This is a genomic window from Azospirillum sp. HJ39 (assembly GCF_041507355.1).
GTDB lineage: Bacteria > Pseudomonadota > Alphaproteobacteria > Azospirillales > Azospirillaceae > Azospirillum > Azospirillum thiophilum.
This window is the reverse complement of the sequence record NZ_CP167913.1, coordinates 463,762-479,155: the sequence shown is the minus strand read 5'-3', so window position 1 is coordinate 479,155 and position 15,394 is coordinate 463,762. Positions and strand designations below refer to the sequence as shown.

Annotated in this window: 16 protein-coding genes; 6 read left to right on the top strand and 10 right to left on the bottom strand. The window is 65.6% G+C overall.

Annotation, left to right across the window (positions count from 1 at the left end):
• Positions 1-126: 126 nt before the first annotated feature.
• A complete protein-coding gene (locus ABMY26_RS33590) occupies positions 127-297 on the top strand; it encodes a hypothetical protein (protein WP_372399784.1) in 171 nt (56 codons plus the stop codon).
• 196 nt (positions 298-493) lie between these two features.
• On the opposite strand, the gene ABMY26_RS33585 is transcribed toward ABMY26_RS33590, so the two are convergent.
• From ABMY26_RS33585 to ABMY26_RS33575, 3 genes are all read right to left on the bottom strand, one after another.
• Positions 494-1,219 (bottom strand): hypothetical protein, encoded by a 726-nt coding sequence (locus ABMY26_RS33585; RefSeq protein WP_372399783.1) that lies wholly within the window; start codon positions 1,217-1,219, stop codon positions 494-496.
• An 83-nt stretch (positions 1,220-1,302) separates the two neighbouring features.
• Positions 1,303-2,592 (bottom strand): RNA-guided endonuclease InsQ/TnpB family protein, encoded by a 1,290-nt coding sequence (locus ABMY26_RS33580; protein WP_372399782.1) that lies wholly within the window; start codon positions 2,590-2,592, stop codon positions 1,303-1,305.
• Positions 2,593-2,778: 186 nt separating this feature from the next.
• Positions 2,779-3,318: a hypothetical protein gene (locus ABMY26_RS33575; RefSeq protein ID WP_372399781.1), complete on the bottom strand. Its 540-nt coding sequence runs from the start codon at positions 3,316-3,318 to the stop codon at positions 2,779-2,781.
• 587 nt (positions 3,319-3,905) lie between these two features.
• On the opposite strand from ABMY26_RS33575, the gene ABMY26_RS33570 reads away from it, so the two are divergent.
• A complete protein-coding gene (locus ABMY26_RS33570) occupies positions 3,906-4,331 on the top strand; it encodes a hypothetical protein (protein WP_372399780.1) in 426 nt (141 codons plus the stop codon).
• On the opposite strand, the gene ABMY26_RS33565 is transcribed toward ABMY26_RS33570, so the two are convergent.
• Both ABMY26_RS33565 and ABMY26_RS33560 read right to left on the bottom strand, forming a co-directional pair.
• The gene (locus ABMY26_RS33565) at positions 4,328-4,741 is read right to left on the bottom strand and encodes a hypothetical protein (protein WP_372399778.1); all 414 of its coding nucleotides are present in this window, start codon (positions 4,739-4,741) and stop codon (positions 4,328-4,330) included. The two genes, ABMY26_RS33570 and ABMY26_RS33565, sit on opposite strands and share 4 nt — an antisense overlap.
• 25 nt (positions 4,742-4,766) lie before the next feature.
• Complete coding sequence (locus tag ABMY26_RS33560; protein WP_372399777.1) at positions 4,767-5,606, bottom strand: hypothetical protein; 840 nt, start codon at positions 5,604-5,606, stop codon at positions 4,767-4,769.
• A gap of 461 nt (positions 5,607-6,067) precedes the next feature.
• Here ABMY26_RS33560 and ABMY26_RS33555 point away from each other — a divergent pair, with 461 nt between their 5' ends.
• Both ABMY26_RS33555 and ABMY26_RS33550 read left to right on the top strand, forming a co-directional pair.
• On the top strand, positions 6,068-6,856 hold the full coding sequence (locus ABMY26_RS33555) for a hypothetical protein (protein WP_162630073.1): 789 nt from the start codon (positions 6,068-6,070) through the stop codon (positions 6,854-6,856).
• Positions 6,857-6,868: 12 nt separating this feature from the next.
• On the top strand, positions 6,869-8,260 hold the full coding sequence (locus ABMY26_RS33550) for an ImmA/IrrE family metallo-endopeptidase (protein WP_372399776.1): 1,392 nt from the start codon (positions 6,869-6,871) through the stop codon (positions 8,258-8,260).
• A gap of 854 nt (positions 8,261-9,114) precedes the next feature.
• On the opposite strand, the gene ABMY26_RS33545 is transcribed toward ABMY26_RS33550, so the two are convergent.
• On the bottom strand, positions 9,115-9,801 hold the full coding sequence (locus tag ABMY26_RS33545; RefSeq protein WP_372399775.1) for a DCL family protein: 687 nt from the start codon (positions 9,799-9,801) through the stop codon (positions 9,115-9,117).
• A gap of 5 nt (positions 9,802-9,806) precedes the next feature.
• On the bottom strand, positions 9,807-11,303 hold the full coding sequence (locus ABMY26_RS33540) for a hypothetical protein (RefSeq protein ID WP_372399774.1): 1,497 nt from the start codon (positions 11,301-11,303) through the stop codon (positions 9,807-9,809).
• Between the two features lie 105 nt (positions 11,304-11,408).
• Between ABMY26_RS33540 and ABMY26_RS33535 the strand changes: the two genes are divergently transcribed.
• Positions 11,409-12,131, top strand: a complete 723-nt coding sequence (locus tag ABMY26_RS33535; protein ID WP_372399773.1) for an RNA-guided endonuclease InsQ/TnpB family protein — start codon at positions 11,409-11,411, stop codon at positions 12,129-12,131.
• On the opposite strand, the gene ABMY26_RS33530 is transcribed toward ABMY26_RS33535, so the two are convergent.
• From ABMY26_RS33530 to ABMY26_RS33520, 3 genes are read right to left on the bottom strand one after another with little or no spacing between them, the layout of a single operon-like run.
• Positions 12,101-12,313 carry a hypothetical protein gene (locus ABMY26_RS33530; RefSeq protein WP_372399772.1) on the bottom strand — a complete coding sequence of 71 codons (213 nt, stop codon included), beginning with the start codon at positions 12,311-12,313 and terminating at the stop codon, positions 12,101-12,103. The genes ABMY26_RS33535 and ABMY26_RS33530 overlap by 31 nt on opposite strands.
• 20 nt (positions 12,314-12,333) lie before the next feature.
• Entirely contained in the window at positions 12,334-12,684 is a 351-nt protein-coding gene (locus ABMY26_RS33525; RefSeq protein ID WP_372399771.1) for a VOC family protein, read from the bottom strand.
• The gene (locus ABMY26_RS33520) at positions 12,681-13,244 is read right to left on the bottom strand and encodes a helix-turn-helix domain-containing protein (protein ID WP_372399770.1); all 564 of its coding nucleotides are present in this window, start codon (positions 13,242-13,244) and stop codon (positions 12,681-12,683) included. The genes ABMY26_RS33525 and ABMY26_RS33520 overlap by 4 nt, the downstream gene beginning before the upstream one ends.
• A 787-nt stretch (positions 13,245-14,031) precedes the next feature.
• Between ABMY26_RS33520 and ABMY26_RS33515 the strand changes: the two genes are divergently transcribed.
• Positions 14,032-15,342, top strand: a complete 1,311-nt coding sequence (locus ABMY26_RS33515) for a hypothetical protein (protein WP_372399769.1) — start codon at positions 14,032-14,034, stop codon at positions 15,340-15,342.
• Positions 15,343-15,394: the final 52 nt, after the last annotated feature.

Below are 15,394 nucleotides of genomic sequence, written 5' to 3'. Positions count from 1 at the left end.
TTCTCCAGCGGGCGGTTGCAGATGGGGCGTGCCTACCTGAAGTGAGGGGGCAGCGTCCCAGCCATCCCAGCCACCATTGAGATCCTGGACGGCCGTCCCAACGCCGTCGCCAAGGTCGTCCGCAACATGCGCGAGGCGTTCCGGGGCGTCCCCGGCAGCACGCCGGTGCGCCAGATGGACGAGGTGCTCGCCACCCTGTTCCCCGAGGCCGCGGAGGCCATCAGGCAGCCCTGGCCGCCGCAGGTGGCCCTGGAGCGCATGCGCGCGCAGGCGGAGGCGTCGGGCTCGGAGCGATAGGGCCGGGGGCGGGCCGACGGTCTATCGCCATCATGCAGGCCGCCAGCGACAGGGGCGTTGCCATGAACAGCGGGGCTTCCGTCGGTTCCGAACGGCGCGCCATCACCAACCGGATGACGGCCGGACTCGCGCGCCGACTGCCCTTGGCCATCAGCTGAACGGATGTCGCAGCGGATCGCCGCCCCATTGCCGCCGCTCACGGGAGTACCCGCCCGGCCGCGAGCATCCTGAGCCACTGGGACAGGTCGAACACAGGCGCCGCGGCGTCGGCCAACCCGTCTCGCAGGGCTTGAAGATGGCGGCTGTCGCGGGGGCAGGCCAGGAGCCGCCAGCAGGTGGGGATCTTATCATTCGGTGCCGTCCTGGACCACGTCTCCAGTACCAGCTGGCAACGGTCCGCCCGGAGCCGCCTCAGGGCACATTCGAGCTTGGCCGCCTCGGCGGCAGGAACCAGGACCGCCCACCATTGCCGGGTGAGCGTGTCGAGCGCCTCAGGGTCGAGGCCGTATCGGGTAATGCGAGCGGGGAGCACGGTCTGCACCAAGCCTCCATGAACATGGAGCCATGCGATCCGGCGTGCCGTCGCATCGTTCCGTGCGATCAGGCGGCCGCTCCAGCCCTCCTCCCAAAGGTCGAACCGACCGTTTCGCATGCAGCCGGAATGTTGCATCACATTATTGAGGATGACCTGATGCTGCTCCTGGAGGGACGACGTCGCCAGGGATTCCGGCGTCGTGTCGATGGTCTTCAGGAGCCTCGGCAGGTTGCCGATGAGCCGCCCCTTGGATATGGCAACCCCGGTTACCTTGCGGATGTCCACCTCCTCGTCCCGTTCACTCCCCTTCACGAGCAGGCCGCCAACGGCCTTGGAGACCGGATGGGAAAGGGTCATCCCCCACCGCAGGGAGAACAGGATGTCCATGGCCGTGGTGAAGTCGGCATCTCCGATGAAGCGGGCAGACTTAGGGTGATCCTCCCCGCCGTAAACGGCGGGGCTTCCGTCAGTTACGCGGCTTTTGGAAGGCCGCTTGGCTGACGCTTCTTTGATTCCTGCTTCATGGCCCGGCCAGTGCCGAGGGCTCCGCAGGCTGCCACCGGCGATCCACCGGCGGTGACGACCAGATCGTCAACATTGTCGTTGATGGCCAGCTTGCCCCTGGCCAGGATGTTGCGCGCCGCGTTCACGTCCGCGTCGCACGCGAAGCTGCATAGCGGGCACACGAACCGATCCCGAAATACACGGCCGTGCGGCAGGTGAGCCGTCTCCGGGGAATCCTTGGGATGCCGCCCGCAGCATGAGCAGGTCTGGCTGGTGTAGGCCGGGTTGACCGCAACCAGCTTCCCGCCGTGCCGCTTCACCTTGTACTCGAGCATCCGCCGCACGGTTCCCGGCGCAACGTCGAGCATCGCCCTGTTCAACCCGGCCTTGGCGCTGACGTTCCGGCCGGGTTCCTCGACGGTCCCCGAAGCGGAGGCCGTCATGTTCCTCACCTTCAGATCCTCGACCACGACCAGCCGGTACGACCGGGCGATCACGGCCGTCGCCTTGTGCAGGCCGTCCTGGCGGCGGCGGCGCAGCTTCGCCTCGAAACGGGCCAGCGCCTGTCGGGCCTTGGCCCGGTTGCGGGAGCCCTTCTTCTTCCGGGCCAGGCTCTTCTGGAGGCGGGCCTTGCGGCGCATCTCCTCCGGCGTGACGCGCGGCAGGTCATGCGCGACCCCGTCGGACTGGACGATCGGTTGGGCCACGCCCAGGTCCAGGCCGACGGCGGTGCCGGTCGGCGCCTGCCGGACCCGGCGACGGAGGGAGACGCAGATCGAGGCGTACCAGCAGTCGCCGTCACGGCTGACGGTGATGTTGCGCACCTGCCCCTGGACGGGCCGATGGGCTCGCATGTCGACCTTTCCAACCTTGGGCAGGTCGACGAAGTCCGGGCCGACTTCGAACTGGTTGTAATCGGGGAAGCGGAAGGAGTCCTCGCCGCGATGCTTGGACTTGAACCTGGGGAAGCCCGCCTGGCCGGAGAAGAACCTGGCGAACGCCTTGTCCAGATCGCGCAGGGTCTGCTGGAGGCAGTGGCTGGGTGCCTCGGCCAGCCACTCCACCTCGCGGCGCAGGTCCTTCAGTTCGGCCGCCTGTGCCTTGAAGGAGATGGACCGCCCGCGGCGTCCGTAGGTCTGGCGCTGTTCCAGCGCCAGGTTCCAGACGACCCGGCAGCAGCCCGCCGTGCGCCGGAAGAATTCCTCCTGCGCCGGGGTGGGGTAGAGCCGGAATCGGTGTGCCTGGATGAGCCGCATGTCATGAGCATGCGGTCGGCGTTTGCAAGGGACGCGCTTTGCGCGGTCCGCCTTACTCCGTCCTGAAGGACCGAGCTTGCGGCGGACGGCATCGGGTCAGTCGAAGCCCCATGTCGGCCTTTCCGATGCTCATCGATCCCTTCCAATCGTTGAATGGTTCGCCAAGTCTCGCGCTTGCCCGTTAGGTCACGGTGCGGCGACAACCTCTCCCAGTCGCATTCGTCCATCCCTGGGGTCCGGAAGGACCTCCACGAGCTTCGCGGGGCCGTGATAGCCGTCGAGGAGCATGAGGGCCCCGTCCGCGGTGCGATACCGCACATCCCGGAGGTCGAGGGCCGAGGGGTCGATCACCACGGCCACCGTGGCGTGCTTGCCCACGTTCCGGACCCAATCGCCCCGCGTCGGGAACCCCGCGAAGGCGTACGCCGCCTTCCTTCCCTTGAGACCGACCGCGCTGAGCCTACCCGACGACGGCCGGATAAGAACCCAGCCCGGCATGCCGCCCGCCATGCTGGAGCCGCCGCGGGCCATCTCCGCTGCCCGCTCGGGTGTCGTGAAATGGACGACCGGCCCCCGCAGCACCTCATCCCACTTCTCAGAGGTCATCCGTCTCGGCCAGTTTCCCGGAATCTGGATCGCGGTCAAAACCAGGAGCGACAGGACCGCAGGGACCATAAAGTATTCTGGAGGCAGGCCGAGCAGGAGCCACGCCAGCGTCATCGGCACGGCAACACACAGATCCCGTGCGTACGACGCACGCAAGATGGCATGCCATTTGGATACTCGCATCCTTGCTCACCTCGGCATCATCGAAGGTTGATTGCTTGCCATGCCCCGGCGGCCCCCGCTCGCGGCCGCCTACCCATCGGGGCGAGAGACGACCGCGCTCGGAAGTGATTTTCATCAGCTTTCCATTCAGAACAATGACTTATCTGACTTTCAAGCGCCAGAATAAAAGAGATAACGGAACCCCGGGGCGCCGCACGCGCAGGCTTCACCTACGCCCATCCCGGTCTGCGATGTTCCCTGCCATGGGGCGCGTCCGGGCGTTCCCCTCGTCCATGATGGCCACGTACCAGTCGGCCGGGCTGGCTACGAATGGCCCCAGCATCCCATAGGCAATGACGGATGCGGACTCGACGGCGGCTTTGCGCGGCATGACGGCGTTCTCCCAGCCGAGGTGTCCTTGGCAGAACTGGCTTTAAGGATTCCACCCCCGCGAGCAAGGGGTAAGGTGACCGCTCGGTTTAGTGCGCTTGCTTGATGATGCCAAAGCCGGTAGGGATTCCCGCCGCAGCCGACGGAGCACAGGCATGGACATTGTCGAGAAGTTCGAGCGCTACAAGCATCAAGGCTACGTACCAGACGGTAGCAAGCAGGCGTGGGAAGCCGTCCTCAAGGCAGCGGAGGCGGTCATGGCCGCGGTACAAGCCAAGCAGGCACTGGAACGGTCTGGAGCCTCTGATCCCGTGATGAACTACACGCCTTCGGGCGCCGTGGGACAGACTCGCTCAATGCCAGACGTCGATGGCGAGCGCCTCGTACATGCGAAGCTCAGCTTCGAGCTCATTCGTGATTTTCCTGCCGCCGCTGGCGAGAAGACCACGGCCGGTGCCGCCGCCAACTACATCCGTGCACGCTGGAACGACGCCAATGGAGTTGAGAAGAAACTCATGCACAACACAGCGGTCCAAGCCAGCCTCGGCGGACTTGAAGAGCTTCCCGGATGGAAGGATTAACGGGACCAGACCGAGCCGGTTCGCTCCCAGTCTGTGAACCCGCCATCCCAGGTCTCTTTATCCCACACATACTGCGGCCGGTGGAGTGAGGCCACCAGCCGCAGTTCTAGCTCGTCGAGCGCGTACGTGCTCTTTCCCGCCTGCACCAGCGCAGCGTGCAACCCCCTGATGGCGCGATCCAGGTCCCCATCAAACGAAATTTGGCATCTCTCAGACGTGTCGCCGCCCCTCCAGCCAAGGAGGGCGCCATCATCTTCGATGAAGCCTTCCGGAAGGCCCCCAGCATCTGCCGCCAAGAGCGCGGGCAGCAGGCACGACGGGTGCTGAAGCCACTCTTCAGGCACTTTGATGCCGCGTAGAAAGCACCCACCGTGCACGCGGTCCAGACCGTCAACAGTCTTGGTCAGCACGTCCGCTCTCCTCCGAAGTTGTCCTTTATAATCTTGGATCGGCCGCTTGGCTGTTGGGAAGGTTCTCATACTCCTTGTTTTTTGGGCCAAGGTTCGTTCTGGCACGCGCCAAAGGTTCGTTAAATTTCGCGCAGCCTGTCGTTGAATGCGAACCTGCTGTTCGGGCTTCCGGCTGCATGCTTCCGCCGTCGCTCGCGGTCGCCTCTGCGGGAACGGGCCGCCGGGCCCGCCTCAGGGCGCCGTAGAGAAGCTCGAAGATCGCGTCGGCCTGGGCATGCGCGTCCTCCGGCAGAAGCCTCTCGACGTGCCCGGCGAAGGCGGAGGCGTCGAACTTCGCCTTCGGCGACGAGGCCGCGTTCGCCCGGATGGCCCCGACGATCCGGTCGAGGAGCTTGCTCTCGCCGTCGTCCGACGGAACCCCATCGAAGGCCGGGTTCACGGTGATCCAGTCCCAGTCCACGCGGGCATGCTGGCGGCCGGTCGTCACGTAGACGTAGGGGATGCCTCGCCGTTGGCACTCACCGTGCCAAGCGTTGAGGGCCGGGCGGTCGCCGTCCTTGAACACCGCCCATATCCGGTCCGGGAGATCGGGCGAGCGGGCGAGATCATCGAGCGCCGGGAGCGTCGCGACCCGATGCCCGAGGTGGGCCAGCCGCGCGGCGAAGGCGGCCTGGTCGACGGCGGCGAGGGACGGCATCTCGGCGCCGTCCTCCCGCAAGCGGGTGGCGAGCGTGATGCCCGTGCGGCAGCCAAGGGCGGCGGCCAGCGCCTCGGAGAGGTGCGAGGAGCCCACGCCGGGAAGGTCCGCCCGCAAGGAGCGCTTGAAAAAGGCGAGGTTGTCGTTCGTGAGGGCAAGCAGGGCCATCTCGGATCCTAACGCTCGGTCGATGTCCGCCGATTACGCATCGACCGCGTGGGGATCGCGGCGGCTCACGAACCGTCCTCTTTAACCCGGCGGCAGGTCTGATGGGACAACCGTACGCACGGTAGCAAACAGACCCGGCCAATGCAATCGCAATGGCCGATCGCCAGCAACCGCTGCATGAATTCAATGGGCCGCATCATCCGGCGGAGCGCGGTGGACAACAGGCTTTCACGAAGGCGCCCATAGGAGACGACATGTGGAGTGCAGGCTCTGGAGCGGCCTCGCAGGCCAGCGCCACAACGGACACTCGGGCAGGTCGAGTTCCGCCTGACCACGGCTGCCGTCGTGGGCCACCGCGCGGCTCGACTCCGCCAACAAAAATCTGCTACTCAGAGGTCATGCCGCAGGAACTTACACTCGCATAGGCCATCAACACCGTGTCGCCCACAATCTCCACCTCGATGGCTGCCCGCGATGTCTCTGGTCAGGTGGTGCAAATCCGCATCAACCGGTACGATGCGGAGTATGATAGCTCCCTAGACGCCGCGATGCTCGATGCCTTGGTTGGCCAGATTGAGAAATTCTGGAAGCCGAAGCTGGATCTGGGAGCCCTGATCGAACGCGATGCAGATCTGAATTGGGACTGGCGCGGGCAGGTGCTCACCCCAGCCTTCACAGAGGTGGGAACCCTCGAACCGCGCGGCGGAACGTTGCTTGTTCTGGAAAGCGAGCGGGATCCTCACCAGCCTGAAGCCGTCGCTCGGGTCATCTACGACTGGAAGACACGCCATCTGCCCCGACAGACCAAGCAGCGCGGTCGACCGCCGGTCAAGCCACTCGCCGCCTATGTGGATACCCTTGCGGTAGCACCTTGGAATCGGGCAGAGGCACCGCCTCCCGCACGGGTTCGAGAATTGGGCAGACTGCTGCTGTTTGGCGCGATCCTGCTTTCGCACGAGAATGGACATGGCGGACGGATTGCGCTTCATGCGGCGCCACTCGCCGAAAGCTGGTACCAAGCGGCCCTGCCTGGGGCCAAGTTTGAATATGACCGCCAAGAAATCGGGGATCTCCAGGACGCATCCGGCAACCACGCTCCCTATGTAGAGGTTGATGACTCTGTAGCCTGGACGTACTGTACCAACACCCTGGCGTCCATCCAGGATGCTCGCGGTATCGCTTCTGTCGTCAATGGAAACGTGGTGAACACCTTGGCCCGGCTCGGTATGAACTTGCAGGGATTGCCTTGAGGAGCTCATCGAATGACCACCGTTGAACGGCCGCTTCGTTGCGGAAGCGATGATTCGGATATCCCGGTCGGGCTCGGTCGGGACCGGTTCCCGACGAGCAGCGCTCCCATCGAGGTTGGCGACCAGGAGGACTTTGTCCTCAGCCTGGATCAACCGCGAAACCAACGCCGCCTGCCGGGCGCCGTGGAAGTGGCCGTACGCTATCGCGGCGAGACGTTGCTCAAGGGCCAAGTGGATCCAGAGGCGTTTCTCGACGACTTGGCGAAGAAATGGCGCAACCTGCTGAAGGACCCCTCTCCAGAGGTCAAAATCGGCAGTCTCATGGGCAATCTATATGCCACGGTACTCGTCCTCCGTCGGTCCGGAGTAACGCTCACCTTGTGGGCGACCCAGAACGGTGTCTTGAAGCTCGTCTGCGTCCCGTTCGAGGCCGCTCTGGAGACACTGGAGGAGTTCGGCCATGCCATCGCCGTGCGCCTTCCGGCCGATTGCTCCGCCGTCCATGCCTGGCGCGAGCGTCTGCCACGGGACCGCAACGGGCTGGCGACCGTGGACGCCCAGTTGCTCGAGTTGCCGCTGAGTCTGGTCGGCAGGCTGAACTTCGAGCCGGTGACCGACCCTCGCGACCTGGCATTCCCAGGCGACCTGCGCATGGCCGCGCGCCTCGCCTATGTTTCCGAAATCAATGTCGAAGTCCTGCGGGTTGCGCTCGACGCGATCCGCGCCCACGCCCCGGTCGATACCCCGGCACTGGATGCCCTCGGCAACGAGGCCCTGGCGGCAAAGGCATCGGACCTCGATGAACTCCGCAAGCCGTATGAGCAGGGCCACACCGTCGCGAAGTGGGTGCGGAACAGACTGGCCCTGCCCGAAGGCCGGATAGACATCGAGGGGATGCTCAGGGGCTGGGGTGTGGCGATAGAGGACATCGACCTCGGCACGTCACTCATCGACGCCATCGCGGCCTGGGGCGACCATGGGCCGGTGGTGATCGTGAACCGTGCGGGCAAGCGGTCGGGCAGCCCCCGCGGGCGCCGCGCCACGATGGCGCACGAACTGTGCCACCTGCTGATCGATCGCACCGGGGCACTACCGGTGGCGGAGGTCCAAGGGAACAGGGTGCGAACCGATCAAACCGTCGAGGCCCGCGCGAACGCTTTCGGCGCCGAACTGCTGCTGCCCACCGAGGTCGCCGCGCGGACGCTTCGCCAGACAGGCGATATCGAGATGGCAGTCGAGGAACTCATGGATCGCTTTGACGTCAGCCGCCTGTTGGCATTGCGGCAGATGGACAACTACGACGGTGACACTGGGGGTCCGCTTCCAGAGCAGAAGATGGAGATCGCGCGCTTGATCGAGCAGTCCAAGGCGGGTGGCACCGATTTGAGCCGATCCTGGCGATGACATAGCGCGCCCCGCGTGCTTGTCATTCCCGGTTCGTAGCTCGTGGGCCTATCCGCCGCGCGCCGCGGGCGTGGAGAGGCCGGGGGCGGCGCTTCACTCCGCCCTCAGCCTCGGCCCCGGTGGAAACATGGGCGGTGACCTCCATTAGGCCATCCCAGTCGACGCCCGCCTGATCGAGAACATCTCATCAGCCCGCAACCCGCGCCTCCCCACCTGCATCTGATACTTCGACGGCGGGTGTACCATCGGCGCAGATCCGGAAGCTCGTCCACCGGGGCGAGAGACGACCGCGCTCGGAAGCGTTTTTCAACGGCTTTCCATTAAGAACAATGGCTTAGCGTACTTTCAAGCGCCAGAATAAAAGAGATATAACGGAACCCCGGAGCGCCGCACGCGCAGGCTTCGCCTACGCCCATCCCGGTCTGCGATGTTACCTGCCATGCCGAGCCAGTGGCTCACTCCTGTTCCAGGCCGATCGCCCTCCAGATTGCGGAAGCTGGAGTCCCTTGTCGGCGCGGGAGGCAGGCACTGCCGAATAGTCTTTTATTCTGGCGCTCGTTTTTCCTGTAAGCCTTTGATAAACATGAATTCACAAAAAAAATCTACTCTCTGGCCCGGCCTGAGAGCGACGGCCTGCCGACCTGCACCAGCAGGCTGCCGGACGCCTCAGGGCGGCCGACCGTATCGCACGCGGCTTGGCTTCGCGCCTGCCACGGCGGAGACACCGATCCACCGGCCGAGCCGGAGCCCAGCCTGCGGGGGCGCCGACGCGCGAGCATTTCCCCGGCCGAACCGGTTGCGCTTCATGCCGCCGTTCACACCCGCCGCGCGCCTGGAAACCGCGTAGCCGCCGGTTACCGTTCACTCCCGACCCGCCCCTGGCGCAGGTGGGCGTCCTTCTCGACGACGCGCAGCTTCGCCCTGGCGCGGTGGTACGCCTGCCAATCCGCTGCCAGTGCGGCGTCCACCAGCTTCGGCACGAACTGGTTGTCCGCCGGTGCCGTCACGTGGCTGCCGTCTGGGGAGATCCTGCGCTCGGCCAGGAAGGCCGTCGCCAGTGCCACGAAGGTGTGCGGCGGCGCATGGTCGACATGGCATTCGGAAGGCGACACCGGCACGCCGGTGAGCGCGCACGGCACCCGGCCATCGGTGTCGGCGTGCTCCTCGAAGAAGCGCCTCCTGAACGCCATGGCGTCCCCGTTGATCGCCTCCCTCATCGCCTGCCGCATCTCCATAAGCCTGCTCGGCCCCTTGCCGTCGATGGCCCACCTGAACGAGAAGTCGGTGGCCGACCCGTCCACGCGATCGATCCAGAAGCAGGGGTGCTTCCCCTTAGGTGGCTTGTCGACACGGAACCGGGCAACGCCAGCCCCACGCTTATCCGCGGCTTCGGGATGTCGGTCGAGCAGCCAGAGCAGCTGGCTGGCGTGCGGTTCCGGGATAACGGCGCCCACCGGATACGCATGCAGGATGGCGCGGTAGTGATCCTTCGCTGCCGCATTCGAGCGGAACGCGAGCGGGCCGATGTCGATGGCGGGCATATTCGTTACTCCTCCACGGTTTCGCTTTGCAGGGGAATGTCGACGTCGTCGAAGCAGCCGGTCCTCATCCGATCCGGCGCATCGCGGAAATCCTGGATTGCCTGCTGAGCGCGGTCGTCGGCCAACTCCATCTGGCGCGCCATGAACGCCTTGAAGGTGGCGAGGTGGTGGACGGCGCTGTCCTCGAGCGCACCTCGGACTGTGAACGCCTTCTCCGGTGGATGCGCGTACCCGAACACCAGGCCCGCTTCGACATGCGCGGCGGCCGTGCCCGGCGGGGCTTCGGTGAAACCCGGCTCCGGGCGGTCGGCCCGATCACCCCATGCCCCCATGACATGGAAGACCGAGCCGCCCAACGCGCGCTCGATGCCACTCAGGGACAGCCTCTCGACGAACCCGGCGTCCTCGAAGCCGAAGGGGTCGTCCTCGGGAAAGCGGCCGTAGGGGCCTGTCGGCAGCGACTTCCCCGCCGGGACGCGAACGGTCACGCGAACCCATGGTCCGCCCTCACTGGTCTGAAAGTCGTCCATGATCTCGTCGTCCCGCACTGACGGGATGCCGTAACGGAGCAGGCATCTGGCGTCGTCGAGCGACCGGCCGCGCTCGACGACGCCGTACCAAGGCGCGAGCATGAAGTAGCCGGTCGGCACCTGGTCACCCTTCAGTTTGGCGATGCCGAAATGGACGCGCTCCAGCATCACCAGATCCACCTCGCGCCAGCCTCCGCTCTCGTCCCTGGCCTCACAGGCCATGCGGTCGATCTCGTTGAACAGCAGCGGCACCGAGGGAGCGTTGTCCAGCTGGTCGGCGGACGGATGCCCGAGGCACCAGCCATCGTCCTCCGGCCCACCGCCGCTCCGGTATGCTTCCCGCCGCCGGGTCTCGTCCAGGTACCAGTCGAGCTTTGCCCGCGCCGAGATGGCAGCGACGACCCCCCGCAACTGCTCCAGGAGGCGATGGTAGCCACCGGTCGTGTTCTCGTCGAACGACGGCACTCCCGTTTGGGACGGGCTCCAAGGCGTGTTCACGACCAGATCCAGGACAGCTCGGTCAACGTCGAGGTCAGCCATCTCGGCGGCGGTCTCGGCCAGTGCCAGATACTGCTTCGGATCCCGGGCCAGCCGCTTCATCGCCGCCTCATTGCCGTCCTTCGGCGGGCGGAACCGGCTCAGCCGCTTCTCATCCCCGTCCGCGCTCACCCCGGCCCTTCTGGTGAGGTCCTGGAGCGGCTTGAGATGGCGCGGCCGCGCTTTCTTCAACGCCCCGATCAACGGCTTCAGGTTTCTGGCCAGCTGCATCGCGGCCTTCGGCGCAATCGGTGTCGGGGCGCTCCTAAGCGCAGCCCTCGCCCTTTCCGCCTTCGAAGCCAGCTTTCTTGCCATGCGCTCCGGATCGGAACGGTCGCTTCGCGCTTTCCCGGCTGGATCATGGTCGGTAACGGGCCGCCCGGTCCTCAAGGCGTCTTCTTCGTCGATGCCTTCCGCCATCTCGTCCTCCGTCATGCCGCCACCGTCGGCGACATCGGAGATGCTGCCCGAACATGGACGAGCATACCTGTTGGATGGACAGATTATCGGCATAAAATTGAACAGGTTATTTGGCTATAGTTGAACAGGTTTAAGGGGCAGGTTCCTTGCTGGCCGCCGCCAGGCAGTGGAAGGGACGTCCCGCAAGGCCAAGCGGCCATCCTGGCCGGGAAGAAGAAGGGCTCCCGCAACCGGGCCAAGGCCCGGCAGGCGCTGGCCCGCTTCGAGGCGAGGCTGCGCCGCCGCCAGGACGGCCTGCACAAGGCGACGGCCGCGATTGCCCGGTCGTACCGGCTGGTCGTGGTCGAGGATCTGAAGGTGAGGAACATGACGGCCTCCGCCGTGGGGACCGTCGAGGACTCCGGCCGGAACGTCAGCGCCAAGGCCGGGCTGAACAGGGCGATGCTCGATGTCGCGCCGGGAACCGTGCGGCGGATGCTCGAGTACAAGGTGAAGCGGCACGGCGGGAAGCTGGTTGCGGTCAACCCGGCCTACACCAGCCAGACCTGCTCATGCTGCGGACGGCATCCCAAGGATGCCCCGGAGACGGCTCACCTGCCGCACGGCCGTGTCTCCCAGGATCGGTTCGTGTGCCCGCTGTGCAGCTTCGCATGCGACGCGGACGTGAACGCGGCACGCAACATCCTGGCCAGGGGCAAGCTGGCCATCAACGACAACGTCGACGACCTGGTCGTCACCGCCGGTGGATCGCCGGTGGCAGCCTGCGGAGCCCTCGGCATAGGCCGGGCCATGAGGCAGGAATCAAAGAAACGTCAGCCAAGCGGCCTTCCAAAAGCCACGTAACCGACGGAAGCCCCGCCGTTCTCGGCTGGGAGGATCACGTAGTCGCGGACGATGGCCTTGGCCGTCTCGAAGTCATTGTTAAGAAGGCACTCACATGCCTCCTCCACCAGTGCCTTGCGGAATTCCGGATCACGATCGGCACGCGCCTTGATCGTTTCCTTGAAGTCACGGGTTTGTGCCATCGTATCCTTTTCGTCTTCTCTCAAGCCGCCTCGGTGAGTTCGACCTTATGCCCTTCAGGATCCTGGACCACAGCCCTCCTGCCCCATGAGGTCATCTTCGGGGGACTCAGCAGAATCCCATCCGCCGACACGGCCGCCTGAACGGCATCGCTGAGCGATTCCACAACGAACCCAAGACGGGTGTCGCGGGTTCCACCGGCACCCTGCTGGAGCGGGTAGATCTCGAAGACCGATCCACCGACTTCGCAGGCATGATGCTCCGGCCCACTACCGTGCCGCTCCTTGTGAAAGCGCATGCCCAGGGATCCATAGAACCGAGCGAGCCTATCCGGTTCGCTGGCCCGGAGAACGACGAGGTTGATGCTGATCATGCGCTCTCCGCCTCTTCGGGAAGGGCCATGTTGACGGCGAAATCGTCGAAGACGGCGCGAAGCTCGACCCTGCCCCCCAATGCCTCGACGTAGGATGTGACGGTGCTCAGCTTCATGTCGCGACGCGACTCCAGCTTCGAAACCGCTGCTTGGTTGACGCGCATGCGATCAGCCACTACGGCCTGTTGCGTGCCGACCAGAGCCCGGACATCCCGAAGGTGAAGGGGATGTATCCCCGTGTCGCGGGTGTGGGATTCCACCAGCTGGCTGAAGCGCCGGAATAGTCGTTCGTGGTTTCGGTAACACTCATCAGGACGGTCGCCGTACCCCGGTTCCGAGGTGAACACGCCGAAGCCATGGTCCATGGTCCAGAGCAGCGTCGTTCGGAAGCCGTCGGCGGATACATCTATCCACCATTCGCCGGTCTCGGTGCCGGGGGCGTCTAAGTCCACCGTGACATCATGGTAGGTGCCACGTACCAACTCCACGAAACCGAGGACGTCGGACGGGGTCGTTACAGCTGCTACGGCTTCTGTCCGCCGGGTTTGCTGAGTAAGCATTTTCCACCTACCTCCGATATTTCGATGCTTCCATCGGTTCCAACGACAGTGTTGTGTGCGCGGTTCCGGTAGCGAACAAGATCGGGCCGTCCGGGAACCGGCCGCGCGCTGTCCGGCTGCGGAGGATACATCCGCCCGTCCGTCATCCACTTCGCCGGTACATAAGGAATAGTGGTAAACTCGTCCTCCACACCGTTGAGCGTCGAAGCCAGCAACTCAATGGCTTCCTCTGCTGACGTGGCGGCAGGTGCCGCGGCCAACCTCCTCAGGAACTCCTCCACCCTCTCAGCTTTGGACGTCAAGCTCAACATTCCTTCTGGGTTATATTCCTTTGAGGGAAAGCGGTCAACGGTGACGCAAGACCGAAGCACTTCGGTTCATATCGGATCCAGAGCATCACGTCCGGCATGACATGCATCCCATCGTTGCAAGTGATACTCCCAGGTCACCATTGATCACCAGCCCATTCGCCGCTGGTGGATCGACCGTGGTGGGATGACTCAAATCTCGGGTTCCTTTGGGCAAGTTTCGCGGCCGGTGCCATCCTAACGGGTTATCCCATGATGTGTGCGCCCGAGCGCCCCTTGACGATGCGGTCGCCCTGCGAATACCGTTCACGCCAGCGGCCATTCCGGGGCCGCGCCGCCCGCGCTGGCGAAGCCTTCGGGTTCGGGTATCAAGAGCATAGGTCGAGTTTCCGGTCGGGGTGCGTCGCGCCACCGAACCGGGCGAGCGGGCAGTTCGGTTCACCAGGCGACGCAGCGTTCCCAACCCGGAGATCTGCATCATGCCCAAGCCCATCGAAGCCCCCCATGTCGCCCGCGCCAAGCGCGTGGCGAAGAAGCTCCAGCGCGCCCTGGAGGAGATCGGAGAGCAAGCTGCGTTGTCCGACTGCCAGGAGGCCGCCGCCCGCATGATGGGATACGGCAACTGGCATGACCTGTCCAAGGCGGGCGGCTTCGCGCTCGTGCCACCCGATGAGGAACTGGCGCCCGACGACCTCGCGCAGCGCCGAGGGCGGCAATTCGACGCCCTGGTCGATGCGCTTCCGATTCTCCAGTCGCTGGGCGACGATGCGGTCATGGGCATCGTCGTGGCGGTGAAGCCCTCGGCGGCCGCCCCGCCGCGCTCCGTGCTCGAGGCGGCCGAGCGGCGCGAGCTTGCCGCCGACGCGATCATGGAGGGGTTCGAGAGCCTGGGTCCTGAAGGCCCCGCATGCGCGTTCGCCGACCTCGCCCACGAGGCTCTTGGACGCGATCCAGCCGATGCGTGGAGGCTGGCTCGCCTCGCCCTGGCCATCGACCCTGAGTGCATCGACGCCCACGAGGTTCTGGGCCTGGTCGTCGATGACCCCGTCGACGCGGTCGCGAGCCATCGGCGTTCTTCCGGGCGCGCCAAGGTCGTCTACGCCGAGGCCCATCGCACGTGGTGCGCCCGGAACCCCTCGGACGACCCGAAGCTCTTCTGGGAGTTCATCGGGGCGCGGCCCTACATCCGCGCCCACATGAACCTGGGCCGGGCTCTGGTCCGGGCTGCGGATTGCGGGGCGTTGGAGCGCGGGGCGGCGCTGAAGGAGGCCGAGGCCGTGTTCGGGCATCTCCTGAAGGTGCTGCCGCCGAGGATGTCTCAGGACGCCCTCAACCGCCGCATGATGGTGCGCATGCAGCGCGGGAACGCGCCGGGCGCCGCCAGGGATGCCGACGCGCAGAAGCGCAGCTGCCAGCGCCATGATGCCGAGGTGGATTGCTGGACGGCCTGGACGCTCGCCTGGGCGGCACTCGCCGAGCGCAAGCCGGTGACGGCCGTCATCGCCGAGGCGATCGAGGCGTGCCCCTTCGCCCTCCCGCTGCTGCTCGACGGGGGCGAGGAGGTCGACATGCTCGGCCACGACAGGACGGGTCCGAAGGCCGCAGCCAGCTATGTCGCGGAGGCCAGGGCGGCTTGGCAGCGCACGCCGGGAGCGCTGGCTGCGCTCGAACCGTTCCGCGCGGTCGCCATGAGCGCGATCATCGAAGCCAAGCGCCGGTTCGCCGCGAACTGGGGAGCCGCCCTTGCGCCGGACCGTCGGCGGCCGATTCCCCAGGAGTGGCGGATGTAGCCGGGGGTGGTGCAAAGCGGGTGAGAGCGGCCTTCAATGCCATTGATGGCGA

What these genes read in the sequence shown, in the direction of transcription:
- ABMY26_RS33590 (WP_372399784.1), top strand. Translation starts at nt 127, where the DNA reads ATGCGCGAGGCGTTCCGGGGCGTCCCCGGCAGCACGCCGGTGCGCCAG.
- ABMY26_RS33585 (WP_372399783.1), bottom strand. Translation starts at nt 1,219, where the DNA reads ATGGACATCCTGTTCTCCCTGCGGTGGGGGATGACCCTTTCCCATCCG.
- ABMY26_RS33580 (WP_372399782.1), bottom strand. Translation starts at nt 2,592, where the DNA reads ATGCGGCTCATCCAGGCACACCGATTCCGGCTCTACCCCACCCCGGCG.
- ABMY26_RS33570 (WP_372399780.1), top strand. Translation starts at nt 3,906, where the DNA reads ATGGACATTGTCGAGAAGTTCGAGCGCTACAAGCATCAAGGCTACGTA.
- ABMY26_RS33560 (WP_372399777.1), bottom strand. Translation starts at nt 5,606, where the DNA reads ATGGCCCTGCTTGCCCTCACGAACGACAACCTCGCCTTTTTCAAGCGC.
- ABMY26_RS33555 (WP_162630073.1), top strand. Translation starts at nt 6,068, where the DNA reads ATGGCTGCCCGCGATGTCTCTGGTCAGGTGGTGCAAATCCGCATCAAC.
- ABMY26_RS33550 (WP_372399776.1), top strand. Translation starts at nt 6,869, where the DNA reads ATGACCACCGTTGAACGGCCGCTTCGTTGCGGAAGCGATGATTCGGAT.
- ABMY26_RS33545 (WP_372399775.1), bottom strand. Translation starts at nt 9,801, where the DNA reads ATGCCCGCCATCGACATCGGCCCGCTCGCGTTCCGCTCGAATGCGGCA.
- ABMY26_RS33540 (WP_372399774.1), bottom strand. Translation starts at nt 11,303, where the DNA reads ATGACGGAGGACGAGATGGCGGAAGGCATCGACGAAGAAGACGCCTTG.
- ABMY26_RS33530 (WP_372399772.1), bottom strand. Translation starts at nt 12,313, where the DNA reads ATGGCACAAACCCGTGACTTCAAGGAAACGATCAAGGCGCGTGCCGAT.
- ABMY26_RS33525 (WP_372399771.1), bottom strand. Translation starts at nt 12,684, where the DNA reads ATGATCAGCATCAACCTCGTCGTTCTCCGGGCCAGCGAACCGGATAGG.
- ABMY26_RS33520 (WP_372399770.1), bottom strand. Translation starts at nt 13,244, where the DNA reads ATGCTTACTCAGCAAACCCGGCGGACAGAAGCCGTAGCAGCTGTAACG.
- ABMY26_RS33515 (WP_372399769.1), top strand. Translation starts at nt 14,032, where the DNA reads ATGCCCAAGCCCATCGAAGCCCCCCATGTCGCCCGCGCCAAGCGCGTG.